Annotated in this window: 7 protein-coding genes; all 7 read right to left on the bottom strand. The window is 49.7% G+C overall.

The window, feature by feature from the left end:
• Positions 1 to 75: 75 nt before the first annotated feature.
• The 7 genes from NTX75_12150 to NTX75_12120 all read right to left on the bottom strand — a co-directional run bounded on the left by NTX75_12150 (position 76) and on the right by NTX75_12120 (position 9,779).
• Positions 76 to 498, bottom strand: a complete 423-nt coding sequence (locus NTX75_12150) for a hypothetical protein (GenBank protein MCX5816972.1) — start codon at positions 496 to 498, stop codon at positions 76 to 78.
• 110 nt (positions 499 to 608) lie between these two features.
• Positions 609 to 2,891 (bottom strand): xanthine dehydrogenase family protein molybdopterin-binding subunit, encoded by a 2,283-nt coding sequence (locus NTX75_12145; GenBank protein ID MCX5816971.1) that lies wholly within the window; start codon positions 2,889 to 2,891, stop codon positions 609 to 611.
• A 2-nt stretch (positions 2,892 to 2,893) separates the two neighbouring features.
• Positions 2,894 to 3,361: a (2Fe-2S)-binding protein gene (locus NTX75_12140; GenBank protein ID MCX5816970.1), complete on the bottom strand. Its 468-nt coding sequence runs from the start codon at positions 3,359 to 3,361 to the stop codon at positions 2,894 to 2,896.
• Between the two features lie 74 nt (positions 3,362 to 3,435).
• A complete protein-coding gene (locus NTX75_12135; protein ID MCX5816969.1) occupies positions 3,436 to 4,410 on the bottom strand; it encodes an FAD binding domain-containing protein in 975 nt (324 codons plus the stop codon).
• A gap of 111 nt (positions 4,411 to 4,521) precedes the next feature.
• Positions 4,522 to 5,826: a phenylacetate--CoA ligase gene (locus tag NTX75_12130; GenBank protein ID MCX5816968.1), complete on the bottom strand. Its 1,305-nt coding sequence runs from the start codon at positions 5,824 to 5,826 to the stop codon at positions 4,522 to 4,524.
• Between the two features lie 144 nt (positions 5,827 to 5,970).
• Positions 5,971 to 7,680, bottom strand: coding sequence for a hydantoinase B/oxoprolinase family protein (locus NTX75_12125; GenBank protein ID MCX5816967.1), 1,710 nt, complete (start codon positions 7,678 to 7,680; stop codon positions 5,971 to 5,973).
• Positions 7,677 to 9,779, bottom strand: a complete 2,103-nt coding sequence (locus NTX75_12120; GenBank protein MCX5816966.1) for a hydantoinase/oxoprolinase family protein — start codon at positions 9,777 to 9,779, stop codon at positions 7,677 to 7,679. Before NTX75_12120 ends, NTX75_12125 begins: the two co-directional genes overlap by 4 nt.
• Positions 9,780 to 9,829 lie beyond the last annotated feature (50 nt).

Genomic DNA, 9,829 nt, shown 5'->3' with positions numbered 1-9,829 from the left:
TATTGCCATTCAAACACGTACTGCCAAACGGTACTTATTTCATCGAAGATGAGCAGGGGATATTTTGACAGAAATTTACGGTTTGGAAGTCAAATTGTATGTCAAAACCGTAAATTTCTGCGCGTTCGCCCCCGCTGGTCCTTTTGGGTTATATGCATACGGTTTATAAGCGATGGCAATACCATGAATGTGCGGATTCGCATCAACTATGTCCTTGATTTTTTTTAAAACCTCTTCCCTGCTGAGCCTGTTGGCTGTCAAATCATCAGCGATATTTTGGGCTGCAGACATGCGTTTTTGAAGAATATCGTCTATCTCTCTTGCGCCCTCCATGGCATGGCGAACCACACGGTCTTTAGCCTTCTTTGCAATGGTGTTTTTATAGGAAATATGATTGTAGATAAGAATAATGGAAAGAAAAAAGCTGAACAGGGCAGTCAGAAGTAAACACCAGAAAATCAGTTTTTGTATTTTGCCCCTGGGGAAAAGCTTCTCCATATTGTCCGTTTGAAATAATATTATAGATTTACCAAAAAAACAAGGGGAAGGGAAAAAGTAATCAAGGGGCAAGGAACATTTTCTTACCCCTTGAATTTACTATGAAAATATCAGGCGCTTTTCCCTTTTTCCTGCAATGCCCTTAGAACCTTTTCCGGCGTAATGGGCAGGTCTTTGATGCGTACCCCGACGGCGTCATAAATGGCGTTTGCAATGGCCGGTGCAGTCGGTACAAGCCCCGGTTCCCCGATGCCTTTTGCACCGAAAGGTCCGGCCTGTTCGTCTGTTTCAACAATGACAGCCTGGACAGGCGGTACATCTTTTGCTGTAGGCATCTTATAATCAAGAAAATTACCGTTCTTAAGAACCCCTTTTTCGAAGATCATTCGTTCTCCAAGGGCATAACCGATACCCTGAAGCCCGCCTCCATAAATCTGCCCTTCCAATAGCATGGGGTTGATGGCCTTTCCTACGTCGTGGGCAGCGATATAATTCAGGATCTTTACCTGGCCGGTATCTTTGTCTACCTCAACCTCGACCCCGTGGGCACCGTATGCGTAAGAAACGGAAAGGTTGCCCTTAAAGTTCTGATCGAAGTTTTCGTTTGGCGGGTCATAGAAGTTCTCTGCCACGAGCATCCTGCCGCCCAGAGAATAATGGACCTTCCGCAGTACCTTTGACAGTGGTATATTCTTTTCTTTGTCTTTTATGGAGAAAACTACCCCGTCTCTGATATCCAGTAATTGCGGGTCTTCGCCAAGGTTTTTCGCAGCCACCTCCATTATCTGGGCCTTTATCTTTTTGGCCGCACCAAGGGCAGAGTTACCCGCCACGAAGGTAGTTCTACTCGCGTGTGCCCCCACATCCCAGGGGCATACATCGGTGTCGTTATTGATGACGTTAATATCATCGATGTTAATACCGAGCACCTCTGCAACAATCTGAGAAATAATCGTCTCTGATCCCTGGCCGATTTCTGAAGACCCGGTAATGACATCGACTTTACCGTTGTCATCCACCTTTATGATGGTGCCGCAGCCGTCAGACTTATATACCCTGGCAGCGCCTCCAACGTGGATGAGGCTTGCCATACCAACACCCCTGCTGTTGTGTTTCCCTCTTTTACCTTTCCAGTCCAGCCTGTTTGCTACCTCATCGATACATTCCTTCATCCCGCAGGAGGTAATCCTGAAATTCTGCGGCGTGATCTCGCCAGGTTCGTTCGCGTTTATGCGACGGATCTCAAGGGGGTCAATACCTGCCTTCTCGGCAAGCTGATCCAGACATGATTCTATTGCGAAGGTCGCCTGAGGGTTCCCGTAACCCCTCATTGCCTGGCTGTACGTGTTATTTGTATACACGCACTTCGCCACATATTTAATATTCTGTACCTTGTAGAGAGATGAGATGGGCACCATCATAACCGAAGGCGTTGTTGACCCCCAGGATGTATAGGCACCGTTATCGAGGACCATCTCCATTTCACGGAAGGTAAGCCGTCCGTCCTTGTCGCATCCCTGTGAGATTTTTGTGATCGTGCACTGCCGCGGGGAAGTGGCAAAAAATTCTTCTTCTCTTGAGAAAACGATCTTCACTGGTTTTCTCGTCTTCAAGGCAAGCAGGACGGCGATGTATTCATAGGCATAGGTGTCGAGCTTGCTGCCGAAACCTCCTCCTATGACGCACTGAATAATCCTTACCCGTTTGTTTTTCAGGCCAAAGGTCTTGAGCGCCTCTAAATAGTCATTCTGTGCAAGAGATGGTATCTGTGTGTTGCTGTACATGGTGAGATTGTTGTTCATGTCAAAAGCAGCGATACAGCCGCTCGTGCCGAGGCAGCAGTGCGTTACCCATTGAGTGCTGAAGCTGTCCTCAGCGATATATGCCGATGCCTTTTTCGCTTCTTCCACATCGCCGGCGACCAGCTTCCAGGGCAGCTTCAGGACGTTCGACTTGAATTCTTCATGAATCAGCGGCGCCCCTTCTTTCATGGCATCGAGAGGGTCGAAAATTCCCGGCAGTTCTTCATACTCTACCTCGATGAGATCAAGCGCCTCTTCTGCTATTTCAGTACTTATGGCAGCAACGGCTGCGACTTCATCCCTCGCGGATAACACCTTGCCTGTCTTCAGCGGCGGGTTATCTTTAAGGAAGCCGAATTTAAAATTGTTCGGTACATCTGCACCGGTCAGCACAGCCCTTACACCGGGAAGCTTTTCTGCCTTGCTGGTATCTATTTTCAGTATTTTTGCGTGGGCGTACTTACTGTACAGGATCTTGCCATAAAGCATGCCCGGTACTTTCATATCCTGTATATATACCGCAGCGCCGGTAACCTTTAACGGCGCATCCTTCTTTGGAATCCTCTGTCCTACTTTTGTGAGATCGCTCATATTCACCTCCCGCCTGCAACAGATTTTATAGCATCGATAATATTGACATACCCGGTGCACCTGCAGAGATTGCCTTCGATGCTCTCCTTGATATCGTCTTCCGTCGGTTTTTCCTTTTCATCCAGGAGCGCCTTTGCAGACATAACCATGCCCGGTGTGCAGAATCCACATTGAACAGCGCCGTTCTGTACTAAGGCATGCTGGACGGGGTCAAGCTCACCGCTTTTTGACATGACGCCTTCTATGGTGGTAACCTTCCTCCCTTCGGCCTCCATGACAGGATACAGGCATGAATTCACCGCCTGGCCGTCTATGATTACCGTACAGGCGCCGCATTCCCCGTAACCGCAACCTTCTTTCGTACCGGTCATCTCAAGGACTTCCCTCAGCAGATAAAGGAGTGTCCATCCGGGATCAACTTCTACCTCCATTACTTCGTTATTTAAAGTGAACGTTATTTCTTTTTTCATCGTTACCCCCTAATATCGTTCAAGGTTTTATGTTCAATGTTTTAACTCAACACTCACAACTCAACACTGTTTCCTTACCATAATCTCTCCGGATAAATTGTATCGTCCGGCCTGATGATTCTGTCGATTGACCGCATAAGAGCCCTTCTTACAAGAACTTTCACCATTTCCTTCCTGTACCATGCCTCGCCTCTGATGCTGTCCCTTGGCTGGGCTTCTGACATTGCAATCTCCCCGATTTCTCGGAAGAGTTTTTCCGATACGACTTTTCCCTTCAGGGCTGCTTCAGCCTGTTTCGCCCGTATAGGTCTCGGAGCAACAACCCCCATGGCTATCCGTGCATCCTCAATCTCCAGCTCTTCGTCCTGGAGACGTGCAAGCACGTTGGAAATGTTATCAATAGTGCAAAGGGCATCATGGCAGCGCGCCTCGCTTTTGCCGATCTTGATCGTTATCCGTGCACCTACCCCTATCATGGGGAGATCCATTGCCTGCCTTCTTGTATGTTTTATATAGGCAGAGCCCGTATTGTTTCCAAATTGCGGCATATGAAAACCTTTTACAATCTCACCCTTTTCAAGGGCTACTTTATTAGGTCCGAGGAAGAAATCATCGATATCCACCTCCCTCTCCCCTTTTTGCCCAACAATTATGACCTTTGCATCAAGAACAAGAAGAGGACATGCCGTATCAGCAGAAGGCGCTGCATTGCATATATTTCCGCCCATCGTTGCAACGTTCCGGATCTGAAGTGAACCGAGACGGGTTGCGGCATCATTGAGTGCCGAATAAGAGCGTTTGATGAATTCATCCTTCGCAATCGCGGAAAGTGTCGCGGCACTTCCGATCTTTAAGCCGTCCTGCTCATCAATGTAAACAAGGTCATTGATACTCCTCAGAGAAATAAGGTTTGCCGGCGCAATCTTCTTCTGCCTGAAAAGCACCATTACATCTGTCCCGCCGGCAATATACTTCGCATTATCAAGGGCGCCCATCAATTCAACTGCTTCCTGAACCGTCTCCGGTTTGTGGTATTCAAAGCTTCTCACAGTAACCTCCTTTTTAAGAGCAGCCGTTAGTGAATAGTCCATAGTGAATAGCAAAAGACTCGACTGCCCTTTCAACTATTCACTGTCTACTATTACTATTCACTGTCTTTATCAGTCTCTATTATCAAATACCCTTTTTGTTTTCCTGTCAGACCGCGGTAATGAGCCGTAGTCCTCAATTTCCACATCACAGCTCACTAACACCTGCTTTTTTATTTCGTGCTCGGTGGCCTTCCTGGTGTGCTTATCCGAGTCATGAGAGTGCTGTACACCATGGGCCCGCTCGACCCTGATCGTCATGTGGTCTTTTCCACCTGCCTCTTTCCGGTAAAGGACAATCTGATACTCGCTGCCCACGCCTTTGATGTTGGACAGTATCTGATCGATATGGCTCGGGTAAATATTGACAGCCCTGAAGATAAACATGTCATCGGATCTGCCGAGGATCCTGTCGTGCATGGGCATAATACTTCCGCAGGGGCACTGCTCTGGTATCATCCTTGTCAGGTCCCGTGTCCGGTAACGGATGAGCGGCGCTGCTTCCTTTTTCAGAGTCGTTACCACCATTTCCCCCACTTCTCCCGGTGGAACAGGCTCCAGTGTGTCAGGGTTCAAAATCTCCAGTATGTAGTAATCGGCCCAGTGGTGAATGCCTTTATGGTACCTGCAGTCCAGACCGGTTCCCGGTCCGTACAACTCAGTCATACCGGGAATATCAAAGAGTTGGTCGTAGCTGACCCCTGAAAGTTCAGAAATTCGCATCCTCATGGCATCACTGGCGCGTTCCGACCCGAAGATCATCTTTTTCAGAGCAATCTTACCTTTAAGCCCCCGTTCTGCGATAAGCTCCGCCATAAGAAGCCCCATGGACGCAGTACAGCACATGGCCGTTGTCCCGAAATCTTCGAGGAACTGGCACTGCATATCCGTGTTGCCCGGGCCTATGGGGATTGACATGGCACCGAAACGTTCGCAGCCGTTCTGGAAACCCCATCCCGCTGTCCATACACCATACCCCACTGCGATCTGTATCCTGTCTTCCACGGTACAATCTGCATAGGAATAACACCGCGCGAACATCTCCGCCCAGTCATCTACATCTTTTGCGGTATAACAAAGCACCTTCCTTTTACCGGTGGTACCGCTGGATGCATGGATGCGGACAACCTTCTCCATGGGTACGCTCAGGAGCGGAAAGGGATAGCCTTCCTGAAGGTCTTTGCTGGAAGTAAAGGGCAATTTCCGTAAGTCTTCCAGCGTTTTAATGTCCGCCGGCTTTACACCAGCTTCGTCAAATTTTTTCCGGTAATGGCCAGAACCGTTATAAACATGGTCCACCGTCCATTTCAGACCCTCAAGCTGAAGCGCTTTGAGCTCCTTCTCTGTTTTTACTTTTGCATCAAATGGTCTTTCCATATCGTTTCCTTCCTCCTTTATCAAAACAGCGGTTACAGTAATCAAGTAAATAAGTGATTAAGTGATTAAGTGATTTTAATTACTCATTTACTTATTCACTCAATTACTAAAATTCTGTGCATAGCTAATTTCTTTCTTAACTTCCTACTTTCTCAGCTTCTTTGTTTCTTTCCAGTCAATTTCTCCGGTTACCGGACTAATAACAACACCATAATCATTCATGGCACTTTCAATGCTCACATATCCTTCAATGACGTCGCTGACCACCATTTCCGGGTCGCGCTCAAAAGGTTTGCCGTATCCTCCGCCGCCGGGGGCGTCGATGATGACCACGTCACCGGGCTTCATCTGTGTCAATCCATAGGAGTTACCCGGAACGCCGTTGACCAGAAACTGGGCCTTTGTGCCAGTTTTACCGTCAAAGAGCCCTTCCGCCGGATAGATATACCTTCCTGACTGGATCCCCAGGTTAACCGGGGGCATGGGGGCATACTGATCGTCGGGTATCCTGAAGACTTCCCTTTTTCCGAGACCGCCCTTCATCTTGCCGCAGCCGCCTGAATCGGAGAGGAGTTCTCTCTTCTCTACGATAAGCGGGGTGTCACTTTCAAATATCTCAACAGGCGTATTGGCGCCGTTGGCCGGGAAGATATAGACATAGTTCCCGTCGTTGGACGCGCCTGCGCCCATGCCGCCTCCCCGGATAATCACGGAGTGCCACGGCTTCCCGTCTTTCCTTCTTCCGTAAAATACGTTCATAGCAGCCGGCGTACCGCCGGAAGCTGCGATCACCCTGTTGGGTAGAACATTGGACAATGCCCGGTAAATGACCTCAGTAAGAAAATGGCCCACCCCCATCCGTGCAGCCACGGCTGCAGGGAACTTGCAGTTCACAACGGTTCCTTCAGGGGCAAAAAGCTGTATAGGCCTGGCGCAGCCATCGTTGTTCGGGATGTCCGGGGCAAACATGCTTTTTATTGCCATAAATACATAGGCATAGGTAAAATTATAAACAACGTTTCCGCCCCAGTCTACCTGACCGGAAGAACCGTCGAGATTTACAATGATATCGCTTCCCTTTATCTCGACCTTCGCCTGGATGATGATATCGTCTTTTCCTTTCATCTGCTCGATTACGCCTTTAGCATGATAGAGGCCATCGGGGATCTTTTCGATCTCTTCCCTCATGCTTTTTTCGGTCAAACCGATAATCTGATCCGCCAGATCGTCCAGGTTTTCAAGGTTGCTCTCTTTCAGCATCTGCCGTATCTTTTCACCGCACACGTGGTTCGCTGCGATCTGGGACCGTATATCGCCGATCACCTCCTCGCGGGTTCGCACGTTCCACCTGATCATATCGAGCACCGACTCGTTGAGGACTCCCTTGTCGTATAGCTTTACGAAGGGAATAAAAAGACCTTCCTCAAAAACATCGTGGTTGTCGGAGGCAACACGCCCACCGATATCGGAATGGTGAAATACGCTTGCCGTAAAGGCAACCAGTTGCTCCTTGTAAAATATAGGGCTCATAACACATACGTCATTCAAATGACCCGCGAGCGCCCAGGGATCGTTCGTGATAAATACATCGCCTGGCTGGTAATGTTCCAACGGGTACTTGTTAACCAGATTCTTTATACCCAGGGCCATGGCGCCGGACTGTCCGGGGGTTGCATAGCTCCCCTGAGCCAGTTCCCGGCCCAATCTGTCCGTAAACATGCAGGTATAGTCATGGGCATCCCTGAGCAGGCTCGAAAAGGCGGTGCGGGCAACACTGCCGTCCGCCTCGTCAACAATGGAAATCAGCCTTCTCCATAATATCTCTAACGTGATCGGATCAAACGCACGTTTCATTTTCCTACCTCCTTAAGGTCAATCCACAGAAATCCAAACTCATCTACCGATACACGGGCATCTTCCCCCACAATGAGGGTTGATTCTTTTTCTTCGATAATGGCTGGCCCCTGAAACCTGGCCTTCGGAAAGAGTTTGTATCTGTCATAAACCGTATAGGGTATAAAATCTTTTGCGATAGGCGAGTATGCAGGACGTTGTCCTTTGATGGCCTCATCGAGGGACTGTCCCTTTTTCTTTTTCTGTTTTGGAAGCTGGAGGAGCCGTTCCGGAAGGCTTGCCCTGACCTTGAAGTTGATGAACTCTACTTCCGATTCGGGGTAGGTCCTGCCGTAGAGCTTCTCATAGGCATCGTCGAAGATGCGTCTGATATCGGCCTTCTTGAGTTTTGTGAAATCCCCTGACGGCGCCTGGACATTCGTTTCTGCGCCCTGTCCCACAAAACGCATATCCAGGGATCTTTCATATGTAATGGCGTCATCGGCCGCTTCCTTCTTCAGTATCTTTCCGGCATCGACCTCAAGTCCTTTGAATATCTCCTCAATATCGGAAAATGCAGCATCACTCAGGGGAACCTTATGGCTCCTCAAGAGATCGAATGCCCGCGGGGCGGTGAAGAAACCCATTGCCGATCCTACACCAGCATTTGGCGGTATCAGCATCCGGGGCGCACCCAGTTTTTTGGCCAATCCGTAAGCGTGGACCGGACCTGCCCCTCCAAAAGCGGCAACCGTTACGATCTTGGGGTTCCCGCCCTTTTCGGCGATATGCGTCTTTGCTGCCGCTGCCATTGTTTCGTTGATGAGATCATGGATACCCCAGAGGGCCTGAATAAAGGAAACACCGAGCGGTTTTGCAATCTTCTCTTCCACACCGCGGCGTGCACCCTCCTTGTCGAGGCTCATGGTCCCTCCAAGAAAATATTTCTCGTCGAGGTAACCCAGCAGGAGGTCCGCATCGGTCACGCACGGATCTTTACCTCCCCTTCCGTAACAGATAGGGCCTGGATCTGCACTGGAGCTTTCCGGGCCAACCCGAAGGGTGCCAAGCTTGCTTATTTTAGCAATACTGCCGCCGCCTGCGCCTATCTCCATCAGGTCAACGACGGGCACCTGAATCGTGAGCCCGCTTCCCTTCATGAACCTCTGAACGCGTCCCACTTCGAATGTCGGCACCACACTGGCAACGCCTTTCTGGATCAGACAAGACTTGGCCGTTGTGCCGCCCATATCGAAACAGAACATCTCGGGGATATTGAAGTGTTTGCCGTAGTACTGGCCTGCAATGACTGCCGCCGTAGGTCCGGACTCGATAATCCTTACCGGAAACTGCGCCGCTGTATCCACAGAGGTAACACCGCCGCTGCTCAGCATGATAAAGAGTTTGCCCTTGAAGCCGATAGAATCAAGCCTGTCGGCCAGTTTGGACAGATAACGTCCCGTAAGGGGTTTGACATAGGCGTTGGTAACCGTGGTGCTTGTTCTTTCATATTCCTTGATCTGCGGCAGAACATGGTACGAAATCGATGTGGAGATGCCCGGAGCCTCTTTTTCGATGATCTCCTGGAGCATCAGCTCATGGGACGGATTCTCAAAGGAATTGAGGAGACAAACGGCGATCGACTCCACACCCATGCCAAGCAGGGTGCGAACCGCCTTTTTTGCATCTTCCACATCCAGCGCCTTCAAGACGGTTCCATCGCTGCGGACCCTTTCATCCACCTCGATGCGGTATCTCCTGGGGATCAGGGGTTGGGGAAATTCTGCGAATATGTCGTAAGGTGCATAGCGTATCTCGCGGCCTATCTCCAGTACATCCCTGAAACCTTTCGTCGTGATGAGCCCTGTTCTGGCTCCCTTTCTCTCGATGATGGAATTGATGACAAGGGTTGTTCCGTGTATCAATTCGTCCAGCTTCCCGACAAAGTCCGGTGATGTCACCTCCAGCGCCCTTATCCCTTCTTCAACTGCATCGGAGGGGTCCTGTGGTGTAGTCAGGCACTTGCCGGTTTGTATCTCTCCTGTTTGATCGTTGAGCAGGACAAAGTCGGTGAATGTTCCGCCGATGTCGCAGCCCAGCCGGTAATATTTGTCTCTCATGTATCCTCCTAACTCAATTCGGGCTCAAGAGTTCCAAGATCCAAGGGCTT

It is taken from the genome of Pseudomonadota bacterium, assembly GCA_026388315.1.
Classification (GTDB): domain Bacteria; phylum Desulfobacterota; class Syntrophorhabdia; order Syntrophorhabdales; family Syntrophorhabdaceae; genus MWEV01.
Note: the sequence above shows the minus strand (reverse complement) of the source record. Positions and strands in the feature narration are given on the sequence as shown.